This window comes from Burkholderia sp. TSV86 (assembly GCF_001522865.1).
GTDB lineage: Bacteria > Pseudomonadota > Gammaproteobacteria > Burkholderiales > Burkholderiaceae > Burkholderia.
Genome location: NZ_LOWB01000116.1, coordinates 493,712 through 512,802 on the forward strand (window position 1 = coordinate 493,712; position 19,091 = coordinate 512,802).

Annotated in this window: 2 protein-coding genes (both running past the window's edge); both read left to right on the forward strand. The window is 70.5% G+C overall.

The window, feature by feature from the left end:
• A protein-coding gene (locus tag WS68_RS28040) for a non-ribosomal peptide synthetase (protein ID WP_059573046.1) crosses the window boundary here: on the forward strand, positions 1-13,208 show its 3' portion. The gene continues 2,485 nt to the left of window position 1, outside the view; 13,208 of the gene's 15,693 nt are visible here — the last part of the coding sequence; its start codon lies off the left edge, out of view; the stop codon is at positions 13,206-13,208.
• Positions 13,198-19,091: the start of an SDR family NAD(P)-dependent oxidoreductase gene (locus WS68_RS28045; protein WP_156429637.1), read on the forward strand. 9,202 nt of this gene lie beyond the right edge of the window; only the first 5,894 of its 15,096 coding nucleotides appear in the window; the start codon lies at positions 13,198-13,200; its stop codon lies beyond the right edge, outside the window. Before WS68_RS28040 ends, WS68_RS28045 begins: the two co-directional genes overlap by 11 nt.

Genomic DNA, 19,091 nt, shown 5'->3' on the forward strand with positions numbered 1-19,091 from the left:
GTGAACTCGCGATCGCGGGCGCGGGGCTCGCGGCCGGCTATCACCGGCTGCCCGCGCAGACCGACGAGAAGTTCGTCGACGATCCGTTCCATCCGGGCGAGCGGATGTTTCTGACGGGCGATCTCGCCGTGCGCGACGGCGACGGCGATTTGCGCTGCCTCGGCCGCCGCGATCATCAGATCAAGCTGCGCGGCCACCGGATCGACGTCGAGGAGATCGAGGCTTGCCTGATCCGGCAGGGCACGCTCGATGCGGCGGCCGTCGTGCTGCACGAAGCGCCGTCGCGGCCGCCGTGTCTCGTCGCGTATGTGGTGCCGCGCGCGGACGATGTGTCGTCCGCGGCGCTCAAGGCCGAGCTTGGCTTGCGTTTGCCCGCGTACATGGTGCCGCAGCGCATCGTGTTCGACACGCGATTGCCGACCACCGCAAACGGCAAGATCGATCGCCGCGCGCTGATCGAACGGCCGCTGCAGCCGGCCGCCGACGATGCCGCGCCTGCGCCTGCGCCCGCGCATGGCGGCGCGGGCGCGGCACTCGTGCGGGCGGCGTGGGAGGCGGTGCTCGGCTATCCGATCGACGACGACGCGGCGGGCTTTTTCGATTTCGGCGGGGATTCGGTGAGCGCCGTGCAGGTCGCGCAGTGGCTTGGCGAGCGCGTCGGACGCAAGATCGAAGTGACCCTGCTGTTCCGGCATCCGACAATCGCCCGGCTCGGCGCGGTGCTCGACGAAATGGGCGCGACCGTGCGTGCCACGCAAACGGAGCGCGCGGATGCCGACGGCGGCGCGGTCGCGGCGGCCCGCGTGGCCGGCGACGCCCGGCCGGGCCCGGCCGCGCGAGCGCCTGGCGCGCCGGCGAGCGGCCCCGCGCGCTCGCGCAGTGTCGCGGTGATCGGCATATCGTGCGAATTCGCCGAAAGCTCGGATGTCGACGCGTTTTGGGCAAATCTCTGCAACGGCCGCGCATGTGTGACGCGCTGGAGCGATGCGGAACTCGAAGCGCTCGGCGTGCCGCAAGCAACGCGCCGAGATCCGCGTTTCGTGCCGGCGAAAGCGGTGATCGAGCATCGCGGCGCGTTTGACGCCGCGTTTTTCGGCCTGTCGCCGCGCGACGCCGGCTTCATGAGCCCGGCATTCCGGCACTTGCTGATGCATGCGTGGCGTGCGTTCGAGGATGCGGGGCAGGTGCCGTCCGACGCGCCGCGCACGGCCGTTTATATGTCGGCGGGACAGGGCGCGTCCGGCGGGGCGGACGCCGCGCGCGGCGCGTACTGGATCGAGGAGGCGGACGAATACGTGCGCTGGCTGATGGCGCAGGGTGGCAGCATCCCCACGATGATCTCGCATAAGCTCGGCTTGACGGGCCCAAGCGTGTTCGTGCAGTCCAATTGCTCGTCGTCGCTCGTCGCGCTCCAGGCGGGGCTCGAAAGCATCCGCAGCGGCGCCGCCGACTATGCGCTTGTCGGCGCGGCCAATGTGTTCGCCGCGCCGATGGCTGGCTATCTGCACCAGCCGGGCCTCAATTTCTCGAGTAACGGCCAGTGCCGCGCGTTCGACGACGCAGCGGACGGCATGGTGGGCGGCGAGGGTGTCGCCGTGCTGCTGCTCAAGCGCGCCGAACTCGCGCTCGCGGACGGCGACGCCATCTACGCATGGCTTGATGAAGTGCAGGTCAACAACGACGGCGCGCTGAAGGCCGGTTTCTTCGCGCCGAGCGCGGCGGGCCAGGCGGAGGTCATTCGCGGCACGCTCGCGCGCGCGGGCGTCGCGCCCGCCGACGTCGGCTATGTGGAGACGCACGGCACCGGCACGGCGCTTGGCGATCCGATCGAGTTCGCGGCGCTCAGCGATGCGTTCGGCGCGCTCGCGCGCGACGGCGAGCGCTGCGGCATCGGCTCGGTCAAGAGCAACATCGGCCACACCGACACCGTGGCGGGGCTGGCGGGCGCGATCAAGGCGATCCTGAGCCTGCGCCACGGCGTGATCCCGCCGACGCTCCACGTCGACGCGCCCGCTAAACGGCTGGATCTCGAACATTCGCCGTTCGCGCTCGTCGAGCGTGCACGCGCGTGGCCGAGCCGCGACGGCAAGCCGCGCTATGCCGCGGTCAGCTCGTTCGGCGTTGGCGGCACGAACGCGCATGCGTTGTTCGGGAGCGCGGACGATGCGCCGTCAACGTCGCCGTGCGCGGCGACCGGCGAGCCGGCGGCGTGCGTCGTGCTGTCCGCGAAGACGCGCGACAAGCTCGTCGCCGTCGCGCAGCGGATGCTCGCCTTCGCGCGGCGCCCCGGCCCGCTGCCCGACTTTCGCGCGGCGGCATACACGCTGCAGACCGGACGCGTTGCGTGGACGCATCGCTTGGCGATCGTCGCGCGCGATTGGGACGACGCGCGCCGCGCGCTGGCGTCGTTCGTCGCGGGCGACGCCAACGCGGCCGTCCACGTCGGCGACACGAAGCGCAGCGCGCCGCCCGCCGGCACGTTCGATGCGCACGACGATGCGCACGCGCTCGCGCGTCACTGGACGGCGGGCGGCGAGGTCTGCTGGGCGCGCGGGCCGCTGCGGCCACCGCGCGTTCATCTTCCGACTTATCCATTCATCACCGCAAGGGAACTCATCGACATGCCACTCACCGCACGCGACGCCGATACGGCGTCGAGCACGGCTGCTCCTCCGTCCCGCGTCGCGCCGGTTGCGGCCGCGACCCGCGCATCGGTCGCATCGAACACGTCGGTCGCGCCTATTGCGCGCGGCCGCGTGGTGGCCGCCGTGCCGTGCTGGGAGCGTTGCGCGGCCATGCCGGCCGGCCCGCACGACGCGGGCTTGACGGCCGTGGCCTGCGCCGGGCGCGAGGTGCCGCTGCCGTTCATGCACGCGCGGCGCGTCGATCCGTGCGAACACGGTGACGCCGCCGCGCTGGAGCGGCTGGTGCGAGCGCACCCGGACGTCGATCACTGGGTCTGGCTGCTGCCTGACGACGCGCCCGGCACGCCGGCCGAGATGGCCGCGCAGCAGCGTTGGGGCGTGCTCTGGGGCGCGGCGTTCCTGCGCGCGCTCGGCGGTGCGTATGGGTCGAAGCCGTTAAAGCTGACGGTGGTGACGCGGCGCGCCGTCGCGATTCTCGCGGGCGACCCTGTCACGGCAACGCACGCGGGCGTGCATGGTCTTGTCGGCACGGTGGTCAACGAGCATCCTCATTGGCGGGCGCGGATCGTCGATCTCGATGACGCTGGCGGCGCTGACGAGGCGGCGGCGCGCGCGCTTGACGCGCTGCCGTTCGAGCGCGGCGGCCGGCCGTGGGCGCGCCGCCGCGGCGACTGGTTCCGCCCGGCGCTGCGTCCCGTTGACGATGCGCTCGTCGCGCGGGCGGCGCCGGGCGGCCGGGAGGGCGGTGTCTATGTGGTGGTAGGCGGCGCGGGCGCGATCGGCCAGGACTGGAGCGAGCACATGATGCGCACGCATCGCGCGCAACTCGTGTGGATCGGCCGCCGCGCGCAGGATGACGCGATCACCGCTGCGATCCGCCGGCTCGAAGCGCTCGGCCGCGCGCCCGTCTATATCCAGGCCGATGCGGCCGATGCGCGGCAATTGGCGCGCGCCTGCGACGAGATCCGTGCGCGCTTTGCACACGTGCATGGCGTCGTACATGCGGCGATGCTGCACGAGAACCAGCCGCTGCACCGGCAAAACGCGGACGCGTTCGAGCGGAATTTGTCGGCGAAGGTGACGGTCGCGTTGAATCTCGTCGAGGCATTCGATTTCGGCGCGCTCGATTTTCTGCTGTTCTTCTCGTCGGTCAACGAGTTTTATCTGAATCCGAACTGCGCGGCGTATGCGGCGGGCGGCACCTTCATTGCGTCGTTCGCGGATCAATTGAACCAGCGCGGCGCGGGGCGGGCGAAGGTGATCCACTGGGGGCATTGGGAGACGCCGCGGCTGCGCGACGACGCCCACGGCGCGCGGCGGCACTTGGCGCGTGCGGGATTCGGCACGCTCGAGCCGGCCAACGGCATGGCGTTGCTCGATATGCTGCTCGCGCAGCCGTTCGAGCGGCTTGCGGCGTTCAGCATCGTCCACGCGGGCGGCGCCGCGCCGCTGCATTTCAGCGACATGGCGTTGCACGCGAAGGCGCCGGCGGCCGTGCCGGTGCACGACGCGCCGCAGCCGGCCGGGCTGGCGCAAGCCCAGGACATGATCGATGTGATCTACGGCCGGGTGGACGACATCGCGCCGCTGCTTTGCGCGCTGCTGTGGCGGCAGATCGCCGCGTTCGCCGCCGATGCCGGCTTGGCGGCAGACGGCCGGCGCGGCCGCTATTCGCTCGGCGCGTTGCGCGCGGCGCTGGGCCGCGACAACTATCTCGCGCGCTGGGTGGATGCGAGCGTCAGGATTCTCGCCGATCGCGACGACGTCATGATCGAAGGCGACGCGCTGATCGTGTCGGCAGACCTCGAAGCCCGCGCGGCGATTTGCGGGCCGCGCTGGGAAGCCACCCGGGCCGGGATGGCGGGCGATCCGTTCATGACGTCCGTTGCGCGCTTCATCGACGTCGCGCTGCAAGCGACGCCCGATGTGCTCGCCGGCCGCAAGAAGGCAACCGACGTGTTCTTCTCGGCCAGCTCGATGGCACTCGTCGAATCGATCTACAAGGAAAATCCCGTCGTTCATTATTACGGCACGGTTGTCGCCGCGCTCGTCGCGGCGAGAATCGAGGCGCTCGTCGCCGCGAACCCCGCCGCGCGCATCCGGCTGCTGGAAGTCGGCGCGGGAACCGGAAGCTGTAGCGAGCATGTGCTGCGCGCGCTCAAGCCGTTCGCCGCGCATGTCGACGAATACTGCTTCACTGACCTGTCGCAGCTGTTTTTGCAGCGCGCCGAGCGGCGCTATCGCGGCGAGCATCCGTATCTGACGACGAAGATTCTCGACCTCGAAAAGAATCCGTTCGAGCAGGGGTTCGCCGCCGAGCGCTACGAGTTCGTCATCGCCGCGAACGTCGTCCATGCGACGCAGGACATTCGGACGTCGGTCCGGCATATGCAGTCGCTGATGAAGCACGGCGGTCGTCTGCTGTTGCTCGAACTGTCCGAGAACTCGCTGTTCTCGCATTTGACCTTCGGCCTGCTCGAGGGCTGGTGGCGCTTCGGCGACGGCGAGCTGCGCGAGCCATACGGCCCGGCGCTGTCGGCGGCAAGCTGGCGCGACGTGCTGCTGGATCAGGGCTACGAGCACATCGCGTTTCCTTGCGGGCGGCTGCACGGCAGCGATCTGCAGATCGTGACCGGCGACGCCGCGGGCTACGGAATCGGGCCGCGGGGCGACGACGAAGCGTGGCCCGACGCGGGCGCGCCGCAAGATGCGCATGGAGACGATTCCGCGTGGGCGAGCGGCGGCGATTCCGCCCCCGCCGGCGGCGGCGCGGCGCCGGCGCCGGCGAGCGAGGCAGGCGTTCCGCGCGCCGGCGGCGAGGCCTCCTACGGCGGTGACGCCCCCGGCAGCGGCGACGCACGCCATGCCGGCAGCCCGCAGGCCATCGAAGCGCCCGCCGCGCCGCCGTCGCCCGACGCCGTGGACGCCGTGCGCGCGGCATTGCTGCGCATCATCTGCGAAACGTTGCAGCAGCGGCCCGCCGATATCGATCCGGACGAATCGCTCGGCGACTACGGGCTCGATTCGATTGTCGGCGTGAAGCTCGTCCAGCAGATCAATGATGCGCTGGACGCCGAACTCGTCGCCGGTGCGTTATTCGAATTCAACACGCTGAACAAGCTCGCGCGGCATGTCGCGCAGGTGCGCACGCACGGCGCGAACGAGATCCGTCCGGCCGGGCGCGGCGGCGCAGTCTACAAGGCTGCTGAGGCAGCCGAAGCAGCCGAAGCAGCCGAAGCAGCCGAAGCAGCCGAAGCAGCCGAAGCAGCCGAAGCAGCCGAAGCAGCCGAAACCGCCGAAACCGCCGAAACCGCCGAAACCGCCGAAACCGCCGAAACCGCCGAAACCGCCGAACCTGGCGCGGCCCCGCCGGCAAATACAGCAGCGGCATACGTCGGACTCGACGGGATGCCCGGCGAGCGCAGGTCGGTATCATCTGCGCGCGGGCCGATCGACGATGTGTGCAGCCGGGCGGAAGCCGCGTCGGCGCGCGCCGTCGAATCGGTCGCGCCGCGGACCGAGCACGCCGCAGCCGAGAGCCCGGCCGCCGCGTCGGGCGCGTCGCCCGAGAACGCCGCATCGCCCGAATCCCGCGCGCCACGCCGCCGTGATCTCGCGATCGTCGGCATGAGCGGGCAATTTCCAGGCGCGCCGTCGCTCGACGCGTTCTGGCACAACATCGAAGCAGGCGTCGACTGCACGGGCGAAGTGCCGGCCGAGCGCTGGGACTGGCGCGCGTGCTTTGGCCAAAGCGACGGCGTGTCGCCGCGCACGCTGTCGAAGTGGGGCGGTTTCATCGACGATGTCTACGCGTTCGATCCGTTGTTCTTCGATCTGTCTCCTTACGAAGCCGCCGTGATGGACCCGCAGCAGCGCCTGCTCATCAAGCACGCGTGGCTTGCGCTCGACGACGCGGGCATCGCGCCGAAGGCGTTCGCCGAGCGGCGAACCGGCGTGTTTATGGCGATCGGCGCGTCCGAGTATGCATATACCGCGCAACTGCCGGTGGGCAGTCCGCTCGTCGCGTCGGCGCTGTCGTCGTCGATGGTCGCCAACCGGCTGTCGCATCTGATGAACCTGCGCGGGCCGAGCGAGCATTGCGATACGGGGTGCTCGTCATCACTCGTCGCGCTGCATCGTGCGATGAGCGCGATCGACGCGGGCGAGTGCGAACAGGCGCTGGTGGGCGGCGTGCAGTTGGTGCTGTCGCCGCTTGGCGCGATCAATCTCGGCGCGGTGGGCTTCTTGAGCCCGAGCGGTCGCGCGCGATCGTTTCAGGCGGGCGCGGACGGCTTCGTGCGCGCCGAAGGCGTCGGCGTGATCGTGCTCAAGCCGCTCGACGTCGCGCTCGCGGATGGCGACGACGTCTACGCGATCGTCAAGGGCACGGGCGTCGCGCACGGCGGCAAGGGCTTATCGCTGACGGCGCCGAACGCGCAAGGCATGAAAACGGCGATCACGCAGGCGCTCGAACGCGCGGACGTGCCGGCCGCTTCGCTGACGTATGTCGAAGCGCACGGCATCGCGTCGGAAATCGGCGACAGCATCGAATTCCAGGCGCTCAAGTCGGCGTGGGGTCCGTCGTCCGATGGAGAATGCGCGCTCGGCAGCCTCAAGCCTGTGATCGGCCATGCGGAGATTGCGTCGGGCATCGCCGCGCTGATGAAAACCGCGCTTGCGCTGCGCCGGCGCGTGCGGCCCGGCGTGCCCGGCTTCGAAGGGCCGGGCGAGCATGTGCCGCTTGAGCACAGTCCGTTCAGCATCCGCGCGGCGTGCCGTGATTGGCCGGCCGGCCCGGCGGCGGTGCGGCGGGCGGGCGTGCATGGGTTCGGCTTCGGCGGCGTCAATGCGTTCGCCGTGCTGGAGGAGAGCGCTGTCGCGCCGGCCGCGCCAGCTCGGCGCGCGGCGAGCCGGCCGTGGCTGCTGCCGCTGTCCGCGAAGAGCGACGCGTCGCTGCTCGGTAATGCGCGCGCGCTGCTTGCGTATCTCGAACGCTCGCCGGACACGGATCTGGCACCGCTCGCCGCGACGCTGTGGCGGCGCACCGTGTTCCCGTGCCGGCTCGCCGTCGTTGCGCCGGATGTCGGCGGTGTGATCGACGCGTTGCGAGCGTTCGTCGCCGGCGAGTCCAACGCCGGCCTGCACGTCGGCGCCACCGCCGGCTCCGACTGGATTCGCGCGACCTTCGTGGGCAGCGCCGCCGTGGAGACCCTCGTGCGGTCCGTGCGCGACACCGGCGACGACGCCATGCTCGCGCGCCTGTGGTGCGGCGGCGTCGACATCGGCGCGGAGCCGGCGCTCGATGGCGTGCGCCGGCTGCATCTGCCGGGCTATGCGTTCGACGAGCGGATCTGCCGGCTGCCGTCCGCGGCCGGCTGGCTGGCCCTGCCGGGCGCGGCTGACACGACGGCCGAACCCGCGCCGCCTGGCGTTGACCGCGCCACCGGTGCGCGCGATAACGCCGATAACGCCGATAACGCCGATAACGCCGATAACGCCAATAACGCCAATAACGCCAATAACGCCAATAACGCCAATAACGCCAATAACGCCGGTTCGCCATCCGCCGACGATTCGCATGCCGAATTGCGCTCGCTGCTCGGCGCATTGCTGCAACTCGCGCCGCAGGAGCTGGATTTCGAGCGGCCGATCCGGCAGTACGGCGTCGATTCGCTGTTGGCGGTGATGTTGCGCAACCGCTTGAACGACGCATACGGAACCCGCCTGACGCTCGCGGAGCTGACGGATTGCCGTACCTTCGCGGAACTGGCCGAACGTCTTCCCGCAAACGTTCGGCGCGCGGGGAAACCGGCGGTTTCGTCAGGCGAGCCAGGCGGTCCGGACGAGTCCGGCGAGCGCGATTATCCGTGCAGCATCGGGCAGCGCGGCTTGTGGATCGAGCAGCGTCACTATCCGGCGCGCGTCGGCTACAACGTGCCGTATGCGTTCGAGATCGACGGCGATGTCGAACCAAAACGCGTGTTCGCCGCGGCCGGGCGCGTATTCGAGCAGCATCCGCTGTTGAGCGCCAATTTTCATTTGGATGGCGATGCGCTTCGATTGCGCGTCGGCGGGCATGCAAGCCCGCGTTGCACGGCGCACCCGCGATGGAGCGGCTCGCCTGCCGAATTGACGCAATGGCTGCGCGAACTCGCGCGGCAGCCGTTCGATCTCGAACGCGACGCGCTGTTGCGTGTCGACGTCGTGCCGGGTGCGGCCGGCGATCAGACGATGGTGCTCTTCACGTTCCATCACGCGGTGTTCGACGGCAGCTCGCTGCCGGTTTTCCTCGACGCGTTCGTCCGCTGTTACGAAGCGGGTGCGCACGCGCAGTTGCCGGCCCCGCGCGCGAGCTACGCGGATTTTGCCGCGTGGCAGCGCGACTGGCTCGCGAGCGACGACGGCGCGCACGCGCGTGCGTTCTGGCTGCAGCGGCTCGGCGGCGAGCGTGAGCCGTTGCGATTGCCGGGCGGGTGCAACGCGCGCGCAGGCGGGCAAGGCGGCCAGCTCACGCTCGTCGCGGACGTGCCGGCCGCCACGCTCGACGGGCTCGACGCGCTGGCGTCGCGCGGCGGCGTGAGCCGCTACTGCGTGATGCTGGCCGCTTTCGCGTCGGTGTTGCGCGAGCGCGCCGATGCGGCGCACGGCCAGAACGTGCGTATTGCGACGCCGTTCTTCGGGCGGCCACACGAACGTTTCGAGGATCTGATCGGCTATTTCGTGAACCTGCTCGTCATCCCCGTCGACGCGCGCGTGCCGCACGATCCGGTCGAACGGTTGAGATCGCTGCAGCGCGAATTGCTCGACGCGTTCGAGCACGGGCACTACCCGTATGCGTGTCTGCACGACGCGCTCGGGCATCCGGCGCAGCCGCTGTTCGACGCCGTGTTCATGTATCAGAACTGGATTCGCCCGATGCAGCGCCGGCTCGCGGATACGCCGGTCCAGATGCGGCCGGTGATGGACGTGCGCCAGCAGGTGGATTTTCCTCTCGCATTCGAGGCGCTCGAAACGGCGCGCGGCGTCACGCTGCTGTGCCACTTCGATGCGGCCGTCTATTCGACGGAGTGGATCGAGTCGATTCGCGCAGACTATCTGGCGCTGCTCGCGCGGTGGCCGGCGCATGCGGCGCGGGATGCGGGGCTGCCAGCGGCCGGCGGCCCGGCGTCGTTCGACGGCGCGCGCGCGGCTGTCGATACGCGCGCGCTCGTCGCGCTGTTCGACGCGCAGGCGGCGCGCACGCCGTCGGGCACTGCGTTGATCCACGATGGGCGCCGTCTCGACTATGCGTCGCTCGATGCCCACGCGAATCGGCTCGCCCGCGCGATGCGCGCGGCACTGCCGCCGCGCGCGGGCGCGGATCGCGTGGTGGCGCTGCTGCTCGAGCCGGGCTTCGCGTTCGTCGCGGCCGCGCTCGCCGCATGGAAGACGGGCGCCGCCTATCTGGCGCTCGATCCTGCGCTGCCCGCCGAGCGTTTGGCGCAGATGAGCGCCGACAGCGGCGCGGCACTGCTGGTGACGGATGCGGCCGCGCGCGGCCGTCTCGAAGACGGGCCGTTTTGGGGCGCGTTGCCGTGCGTGGACGCTGACGCGCCCGGCATGCCCGGCGCGTCGGCGGGCGCGGGCGAGCCCGACGCCGGCCAGACATGCTGCTACGTGATCTATACGTCCGGTTCGAGCGGCAAGCCGAAAGGCGTGCGCGGCACGCTGAACCGGCTCGAATGGGGCTGGCGGGCATTCCCCTACGCGGACGACGACATCTGCTGTCAAAAGACGTCGCTGAATTTCGTCGATCACGTCGCGGAACTCTTCTCGCCGCTGCTGCGCGGCATTCCGACGCTGATCCTCGGCGACCGGCCATTGCGCGAACGAGGCGCGGCGTGGTTCGCCGCCGAGCTGGCGCGGCGCCGTGTGACGCGCATCGTCGCGATTCCGTCGCTGCTGCGCGTGTTGCTGCGCGAGCCAGAGGCCGCGCGCTCGCTCGCGAGCCTGCGGCTTTGCTTCAGCAGCGGCGAGCCGCTGCCGCGCGATCTGGCGGACGCGTTTCACGCTTGCTGCGAACATGCGGCGCTCGTCAACCTGTACGGCTCGTCGGAGATGAGCGCCGATGCGAGCTGCAAGCGCGTCGGTCGCGACGAGCCGGGCATCGTGTCGATCGGGCGGCCGATCGATGGCGTGCGGATGCTCGTCGTCGACGCCCACGGCCGCCTCTGCGCCGACGGCGTCGAAGGCGAGGTGCTGGTCGGCGGGCTCGCGCTCGCCGAAGGCTATGCCGGCGAATCGGCCGGATCGGACACACGCTTTATCATGGCCGATCCGGACGGCGCCGGTCCGCAGCGCTATTTCCGCAGCGGCGATCTCGGCTACCGGCGCTCGGACGGCGAATTCGTGCTGATCGGACGGCGCGATCGCCAGGTGAAAGTCAATGGGCAACGGGTCGAGCCTGGAGAAATCGAGGCCGCGCTGCGCGCGCACGCGAGCGTCGTCGACGCGATCGTCGAGCCGGGCGTTGGCGGTATCGCGCTCGAAGCGTTCGTCGAGCTGCGCGAGCCGACGGACGGCGCCACGCTGCGCACGCATCTCGCGCGCACGCTGCCGTTGGCGCTGCTGCCCGGCCGGTTCCACCATGTCGCGGCGCTGCCGCGCCTGGCGAGCGGCAAGCTCGATCGGGCCAGTGTGCGCGCGGCCAACGCGCGGCTTTTGCCGTTTGACGCCGCTGCGACGGGCGGCGCGGCGTCCGGCGGCGAAGCGCGTGCGCTCGCGGTCGTTGCGGGCGTGCTTGGCGTGCCGGCCGAAACGCTCGACGTGGATCAGGACTTTCATCAGCTCGGCTTCGACTCGTTCCGCTTCGTCCGTTTGGCCGATGCGTTGAACGGCGCTTTCGGCACGCGCAGCACGCCCGCCGACTTCTATCGGCACGGCACCACGCGCAAATGGCTGGCGAGCGTTGCCGCTGCTGAGTCCGATACGGCGGCATCGGCGGCAATATCCACTGCTGCATCGGGGGCTGCGTCGGGGGCTGCGGAAGCGGCCATCCACGAGCCGACGGCCTTCGCCGCGCCGGCATCGACCGTCGAGCCAGTCGAGTCAGTCGAGTCAGTCGAGCCGACGCCCGCAGCCGCCGAGATGACGGCGATGGCACCGGCGGCGGTCCTCGCCGCCGCCCCGATGCCGGCCGCGCAGACAGCCGCCGCTGCGGCAGCGCCTGCCGCGCCGGTACGCGCGCCCACCGCGATGCCCGGCGTCACGCCGGTTCCGTCTGCCGCGAGCGACGGCGCGATCGCGGTGATCGGCATCGCGGGCGTGATGCCCGGTTGTGACGATCTGGACAGCTTCTGGCGCAGCCTGCGCGACGGCGTCGATCTGATTCGCGAGGCGCCGGCCGAACGCTGGAACTGGCGCGACTACGTGGGCCAGCCGGGCGGCGACGCGCTGCGATGGGGCGGCTTCGTCAACGACGTCGACAAATTTTCGCCCGCGTTCTTCGGCTTGTCGCCGCTCGAGGCCGAATACATGGACCCGCAGCATCGGCTTTTCCTCGAGACGGCCTGGCATGCGCTCGAAGACGCGGGCTATGCGCCACGGTCGCTGCCAGAGCGCTCGGTGGGCGTGTTCGTCGGCGCAAGCTCGATGGATTACGCGAGCATGCTGATGACGCGCGGCGAAGTCGATCCGCTCGCGAATTTCGGCAACGGCCACAGCATGATCGCGAACCGCGTGTCGTATCTGCTGGATCTGCACGGCCCGAGCGTCGCGCTCGACACCGCCTGTTCGAGTTCGCTCGTCGCGATTCACGAAGGTATTAGCGCGATTCGCCGCGGCGACTGCCGCTTGGCGATCGTCGGCGGCGTCAACGTGCTGCTCGAGCCGCGCATCACGCTGTCGATGGGCAAAGCGCGGATGCTGAGCCCGGGCGGCCGCTGCCGCACGTTCGCGGCCGACGCCGACGGCTACGTGCGCGGCGAGGGCGCGGGCGCGATGATCCTGAAGCCGCTCGCGGCCGCGCTGGCGGACGGCGATCCGGTGCACGCGGTGATACGCGGCAGCGCGGTCAATCACGGCGGCCGCGCGAACTCGATGACCGCGCCGAACCCGGCCGCGCAGGCGGCGCTCGTGTCGGGGCTTTACCGGCGTTCGGGCATACGCGCGGGCGACGTGAGCTATGTCGAGACGCACGGCACGGGCACGCCGATCGGCGATCCGATCGAAATCAACGCGCTCAAGGAGGTCTGGCGCGACGCGTCGGGCGGGCCGGCCGCGCGTTGCGCGCTCGGGGCCGTCAAAACCAACGTGGGCCATCTCGAAGCCGCCGCGGGAATCGCCGGCGCGCTGAAGATCGTGCTGAGCCTCAAGCACCGCACACTCGCGCCGAATCTGCATGGCGCGACGCCGAACCCTTACATCGATCTGCGCGGCACGCCGTTCCACCTGCCGTCGAGCGCGGCGCCGTGGCCGTCCGAGCGCGGCGCGCCGCGTCTTGCCGGGTTGAGTTCGTTCGGCATCGGCGGCACGAACGCACACGTGCTCTTCGAAGAATTTCCGGGAAATCATCATGCTGAATGACATTGCCGACCGCGAGCCTCGGCTCGTGCTGTTGTCCGCCGTCGAGGCCGACACGCTGCCTGTGATGGCCGAACAATTGCGCGCGCACCTGACGCACACCCGCTCGCTTGCGCTCGACGACATCGCGCATACGTTGCAGGTTGGGCGCGAGGCGCTGCCGGTCCGTGTCGCGATCTGCGCGACGTCGCTCGACGCGCTGTGCGCGCAGCTTCGTGCATTCGCCGCCGCGCCCGACGCCGCGCATCCGGGCATCGTCCGGGGTGTCGCGCGCGACGCCGGCGCGCTCGAATGGGACGTCGAACGCTGCCGCCGCGCAAGCGCAGCCGAACTCGCCGCGGCATGGGCGGGCGGCGCGGTCATTCCGTGGGCGCGGCTTGGCGCGACGGGCGGAGCCAAGCGCGTGAGTCTGCCTGGTTATCCGTTCGAGCGGCGCCGTCATTGGGCGGCGGCGTCGCTGTCCGGCACGCCGCCGGCGCGCGGCGCGGCAAGCGACGAGCCGGGCCCGATCGACGCGGCATACGAATGCCGGCTCGACGCCGGCGCTTTCTATCTGCGCGATCATCGTGTCAACGGCCGGTCGATCCTGCCCGGTGTGATGTATCTCGAACTGTTCGGCCGCGCGCTGCGGGCCATCGGCCGGCCGATACCGCCGCTCGTGCTGCGCGACGTCGTTTGGTTGCAGCCCGCATGGGCCGGCGCGAACGGGATTACCGTGCGTGTGCGTGTCCAGCCGGCGGCGGGCGGCGGGCTGCTCGAACTCGTGTCGGACGGCCCCGCCGGAACGAGCGTCGTCCACGGCCGGGGCGAGGCCGCCGAGCCGCGCGGCGAGCCGGCGCGCGAACCCGTCGATCTCGCCGCGCTGCGCGCGCGCGCCAAACGCGAGCTGAACGGCGCGGACTGCTATCCGCGGCTTGCGGAAGCGGGCTTCGAATACGGGGCGGGCCATCAGTGCATCGAGCGCCTGTGGGCCGGCAGCGACGGGGTGCTCGCGGAACTGCGCAATCCACGCATGCCGGCGGACGAACCGTTCGTCGTGCATCCCGGCCTCTTCGATTCAGCGCTGCAAGCGGCGTTCGGCCTCGACATCCTCGACGTCGAGCATCCGGCTGCCGCCGTGCCGTTCTCGCTCGAGCGCTTCGAACTCGCGGCGCCGGTGCCCGACGGCCCGCTGTGGGCATGGGGTCGCTATCGGGCAGGCACAGCGGCGGGCGTGGTGCGCCGCATCGACGTCGACTTGATCGATGCGCGAGGGCGGGCGGTCGCGCTGCTGCACGGCCTGGCGGTCCGGACGTTGCCGCGCGAGGCGGCGGCCGATGACGCCGGCGCGTCGATGCCGGGCGATGGCGCGGCATTCGGAACGCCATCGCGGCCAGCCGCCGCTGAACCGATCGGGCGCGCGCCGACCGTGCAGACTGCACCGACTGCACCGACTGCACCGACTGCACCAACCGCACCAACCGCACCAACCGCACCAGCCGCACCAGCCGCACCAGCCGCACCAGCCGCACCAGCCCTGCCGGCCGCATCGCCTTCATCGCCGGACGCCGGGCTGCGCGAGCGCGCGCTCGCATTCTTTCGCGACCGCTTTGCCCGGATTCTGCGTCTTCATGACGGCACGCTCGACGAGCATGCGCAACTCGAGCAATACGGGATCGATTCGTTGATGATCATCCGTCTCACCGACGATCTGGAGCAAACGTTCGGCCGTTTGTCCAAAACGCTCTTTTTCGAGCATCAGACGCTCGGCGAGCTGGTTGATTACTTCGTGAGCGTGCATGCGCAGCGGCTGGGCGACGCGATTGCGGCCGAGCGGCAGAGCATGGCCGGCCCGGCTGACGAAGCTGACGCGGCTGACCTGCGGGTGCCGTCGGCGCAGCCCGAGCCACGCGATGCAAGCGCCGTGCTCGACGCGTGCGCGCTACCCGACGCTCCGAGAGCCGGCCCGCAGCCGGCTTTGCCGGCTGCGAGCGCCGCCGCGCCCGCGCCCGCGCTTTCCGGTGCGGCCGATGCCTCCGACGATGACATCGCGATCATCGGCCTGGCCGGCCGCTATCCGGGCGCGCGCGACATGGACGAGTTCTGGGCGCGCCTGTCCGGCGGATGCGACATGATTCGCGAGATCCCGCCCGAACGCTGGGACCACGCGCGTTTTTACGATCCCGAGCGCAACAAGATCGGCAAAACATATTGCCGGCACGGCGGATTCATCGACGATGTCGACAAGTTCGATCCGCTTTTCTTTGGTATTTCGCCGCGCGAGGCGGTTGGAATGGAGCCGCAGGAGCGGCTGTTCGTCGAGTGCGCGTATGAAGCGATGCAGGACGCGGGCTACACCCGCGCAAGCCTGCCGGGCGCGCCGGGGGGCGGCAAGGGGCGGCACGTCGGCGTGTTCGTCGGCGTGATGTACGAGGAATATCCGCTGTTCGGCGCGGAGTCCGCGGCGCGCGGACAGCCGTTCGCGGTGCCCGGCCATCCGGCGTCGATCGCGAATCGCGTGTCGTACCTGTTCAATCTGCAAGGCCCGAGCCTCGCGCTCGACACGATGTGCTCGTCGTCGCTCACCGCGCTGCATCTCGCGTGCCGCAGCATTCGCGACGGCGAATGCGCGATGGCGATTGCGGGCGGCGTCAACGTGTCGATTCATCCGAACAAGTACCTGATGCTCGGGCAAGGCGGCTTCGCGTCGGCGAAGGGGCGCTGCGAAAGCTTTGGCGAAGGCGGCGAGGGCTATGTGCCGGGCGAGGGCGTCGGCGCGGTATTGCTCAAGCGCAAGCGCGACGCGATCGCCGACGGCGATCAGATTTACGGGATCGTTCGCGCATCGGCGCTCAATCACGGCGGCAAGACCAACGGCTACACGGTGCCGAATCCGGCCGCGCAGGCCGCCGTGATCGCGGGCGCGCTCGCGAAGGCGGGCATCGCGCCGCGCGCGGTCAGCTACATCGAGGCGCATGGCACCGGCACGGCGCTCGGCGATCCGATCGAAATAGCGGGGCTCGCGCGCGCGTTCGGCGGCGACGCGCAGGACCGGCAGTTCTGCGCGATCGGCTCGGTGAAGTCGAACATCGGCCATTGCGAAAGCGCGGCGGGCATCGCGGGAATCAGCAAGGTGCTGTTGCAAATGCGGCATCGGCAGCTCGCGCCTTCGCTGCATGCCGACACGCTCAACCCGAACATCGACTTCGAGCACAGCCCGTTTCGCGTGCAGCGCAAGCTGGCGCCGTGGCCGCGGCCGGTCGTGCCGGTGCACGGCGTCGACACGGAGCTGCCGCGCATCGCGGGGATTTCGTCGTTCGGCGCGGGCGGCGCGAACGCGCACGTGTTGATCGAGGAATACGTCGAGCCTCGGGCGGAGCTTGTCGAGCAGGCGCGCGCGCCGCAGCCCGTGGCCATCATCGTGTCCGCGAAGACGCCGGCGGCGTTGCGGCAGTCGGCCGAACGGCTGTTGCTCGCGGTGCGCCGCAACGGTTGGCGCGACGCGCAACTGCCGCGCATCGCCTATACGCTGCAGACCGGCCGGGAGGCGATGAGCGAGCGGCTCGGGCTGATCACGTCGTCGCTGGACGATCTCGGCGCGCGTCTTGCCGCCTACGTCGCGGGCGACGCGGCCGCCGCGAACGTGCGCACGGGCAAGGCCCGCGCGGCACATGCGGAGCAGCCGCGGATTTCGCCGCGCGACGGTCTGGATGCCGCGCTGAGCGCGTGGGTCGACGGCGCGCAGATCGACTGGCTGGCGGGATATGACGAGCCCCGCCCGCGCAAGATCGGGTTGCCCGCGTATCCGTTCGCGCGCGAACGCTATTGGGTCACGGATCTGATCGAGCAGTCGGGCGGGGCCGCGCCCGATGCGCATGCGCCCGACGCCGTCCGTCTGGGCTGGCTGCATCCGCTGCTACACGCGAACACGTCGCGCGTCGGCTTGCAGCGTTTCAGCAGCCGCTTCGATGGCCGCGAATTCGTTCTCGACGATCATCGCATCGACGGCGAACGGTTGCTGCCCGCCGCGGCGTTCATCGAGATGTTCGCGGCGGCCGCCGCATCGAGCGGCATGCGGCCGACCGGCACTCGCGCCCTTCAGCTCGCCAATCTCGCATGGCTGCAGCCGGCGTGGCAGCGCGACGCTGCGCTCTCGCTCGATATCGAGGTGCGCGGCGAACCCGGCGCCGACGCATGGGCGCTGCGTTGCGTCGACGGCGACGACGCGCAGCGACAGTACGCTCAGGCGAGCGCATCGCTCGTCGACGCGCGTGCGCGCCGGCACGATCTCGCCGCGTTATCGGCCGCCTGCGGCCAGGAGGTGTCGGGCGACGCGCTGTACCAACGCTACCGCGGCGCCGGCTATGGCTACGGCGCAGCGTTCCAGAGCATCGTGGCGTTGCGCGCGGCCGACGATCACGCGCTCGCGCGGCTCGAAGTGGAAGCGGCGCAGACGGCGGCGCTGGTGACACCGTTCGGCATGCCGCCGACGCTGCTGGACGGTGCTTTGCAGGCCACCGCCGCATTTGCCGGCGCAGGCGACGATACGCGGCCGCTGCTGCCGTTCTCGATCGAACGCATCGAATGGCGCGGCCCGTGCGAGCGCGTGATGTGGGCGCTCGCGCGCCGGCGCGACGACGGCGCGCGCGTCGCGAAGTTCGACATCGATCTGTGCGACGAAGACGGACTCGTGCGGGTCGCGATCGTCGGCTACGGTGCGCTGCGGCTCGACGCGCCGGCGAGCGGCGCGCCGGCCGCCAAGACTGCTGACGCGGCTGCCGCCACACCTGCCGCGCACCGCGGCGGCGATTCGACCGCGAGCGCGCAGACGTACTACTTCCTGCCGCGCTGGAGCGAAGCGCCCGCTGCCGCCGCCGAGCGGACAGCCGATACGCGGTTGCTCATCGCTGCCGCGAGCCAGGCGGATCTCGACCGGTTCGCGACGAGCTGTGCGCACGCCGCGCGAATCCTGCTCGAATCTCATCTGGATGGCGACGAAATCGAAGCGCGGCTCGCCCGGCGCGATTTCGATCATCTCGTATGGATCGCGCCGTCGAGCGACGCATCGCCGTTCGACCGGGCCGCCGTGGAGCGCGCGCAACAGGCGGGCGTGCTGCCGGTGTTCCGGCTCGTGAAGGCGCTGCAGCATTTGAAGGCTGCGCCCCAGGCATTCGAGCTGACGGTCGTGCAAACGCAGGCGCACGGTTTTCCCGGCGATCGCTTCGACTTCGCGCAAAGCGGCGTGCACGGCATCGTCGGCACGATCGCGAAGGAGATGCCGCGCTGGCGCGTGCGCCATGTCGACATCGAACGCGTAGAAGATGCGCAAGCCGGCGGCGGCGCGCGTCTCGAAGCGTTGCTGGCTCAGCCTTGCGATGCGCTCGGCACGCTGCGGATGCAGCGCGGCGGGCGCTGGTACGCGAAACAATGGCTGCGCGCCGAATTCGACGCCCGCTCGGAGCGCATGCCGTTGCGCAGAAACGGGGTCTATGTCGTGATCGGCGGCGCGGGCGGGATCGGCGCGGCGTGGAGCGCGCACGCGATACGGGAGTGCGACGCGCAGGTGGTTTGGGTCGGCCGCAAGGCGCTCGACGCCGAAATCCGCGCGCGCATCGACGCCTGCACGCACGGCGCGCGCGCGCCGTCTTACTATCAGGCCGACGCCTGCGACCTCGCCGCCCTCGACGCTTGCCTGTCGGCTGTCCGCGCACGTTTCGGCGCGATTCACGGCGTCATCCATTCGGCCGTCGTGCTCGAGGACAGCGCGCTCGCGAACATGGACGAAGCATCGTTCCGGCGGGTCTACTGCAGCAAGGTCGACAGCAGTGTCAATCTCGGCATCGCGCTGCGCGACGCGCCGCCGGATTTTCTGCTGTTTTTCTCGTCGACCGTCGTATTCACGCCGCC